This is a genomic window from Okeania sp. SIO3I5 (assembly GCF_010672085.1).
In the GTDB taxonomy this organism is placed as follows: Bacteria; Cyanobacteriota; Cyanobacteriia; order Cyanobacteriales; family Microcoleaceae; genus Trichodesmium.
Genome location: NZ_JAAHHT010000546.1, coordinates 1 through 1,120, shown reverse-complemented (window position 1 = coordinate 1,120; position 1,120 = coordinate 1). Strand labels below are relative to the sequence as shown.

Genomic DNA, 1,120 nt, shown 5'->3' with positions numbered 1-1,120 from the left:
CTGAAAACTTCAGCATTACCGAAATCCTAAACAACCGTGAAAAAAGTCAGGGTAAGACAAGGATTTTGCCACAGATGCACAGATCAGAAGATTTGCATTCTGTGAAGCTCCCAAAAAAAATCAGCGACAAAAGGAATTTCCCCTTGCCAGCAAAAATTTTTTCAGATACAATTTATTTATTGGTAGTTGCTCGCCCCTACGCATGACTGTTTATTCAACGCAGCAAAAACAAGTCATGTCCAAACTTGAAATCATCCCTCTTTAATCTCTGTATTTTTGTCCCCTCGTTCCTTAACTTTAGCGATCGCCCGATTCAATATAATCCTGACAAATTCCCCATTGCCTAAATCCTAAACAACTATGAGAGAATTTAGGGCAAGACAAGGATTTTGCCACAGATGCACAAATCAGAAAATTTGCATTCTGTGAAGCTCCAAAAAAAATCCCCGACGAAAAGAATTTCCCCTTGCCAGCAGAAATTTTTTCAGATACAATTTATTTAGTGGGAGTCGCTCGCCCCTACACATGACTGTTTATTCAACGCAGCAAAAACAAGTCACAAGCAAATGAGTCATATCCAAACTTTAAACCTTCCCTCTTTAATCTCTGTATTTTTTTCCGCTCGTTCCTTAATTGTAGCGATCGCCTAATTCAATACAATCCTTCAAACCAATCTTCTCCACCAGGTAATTTAGCTAAATATTCATCAATAATATTTGGCAAATCTCTGAGCTTATAAAAATAAGTAAGACCCAGTAATTCTTGAGCAGTATTAATAACCTCAATTCTATCGATCATTTGTGATAGTTGGGATGGCCTCAGTTTACCACCCTGAACCTCTATACTTGCAGGACGAATTGCTTCCTCTAAAGCATCTTCTAGGTAAGGTTGCCATTCATCTTCTTTTATATAGTAGGAAGTTTTGATATCTTTAAGATTCAGCTTTTTAATTTGCAAAAGAGAATCAGAAATTGAAGCTACCCAAGAATTTGTCAAACGCTTTTCTACTTGATTTTTGATTAAATGGATGAATATTCTAACTAGAAATGAGTCAATACTTCTTAAAATTGCTTGTTTACTCATTCCCTCAAGTTCGTCTATTATTGCTAGAGCATCCCCA

At 36.6% G+C, this 1,120-nt stretch carries 2 protein-coding genes; one reads left to right on the top strand and one right to left on the bottom strand.

From position 1 onward, the window contains the following. Positions 1–206: hypothetical protein (locus F6K40_RS40430; RefSeq protein ID WP_293146037.1), on the top strand; the 206-nt coding region annotated here is incomplete at its 5' end. A 445-nt stretch (positions 207–651) separates the two neighbouring features. Here the strand turns inward: F6K40_RS40430 and F6K40_RS40425 are convergent. Further along, a partial coding sequence (locus tag F6K40_RS40425) for a DUF29 family protein (RefSeq protein ID WP_293146034.1) occupies positions 652–1,120 on the bottom strand: 469 nt, incomplete at its 5' end.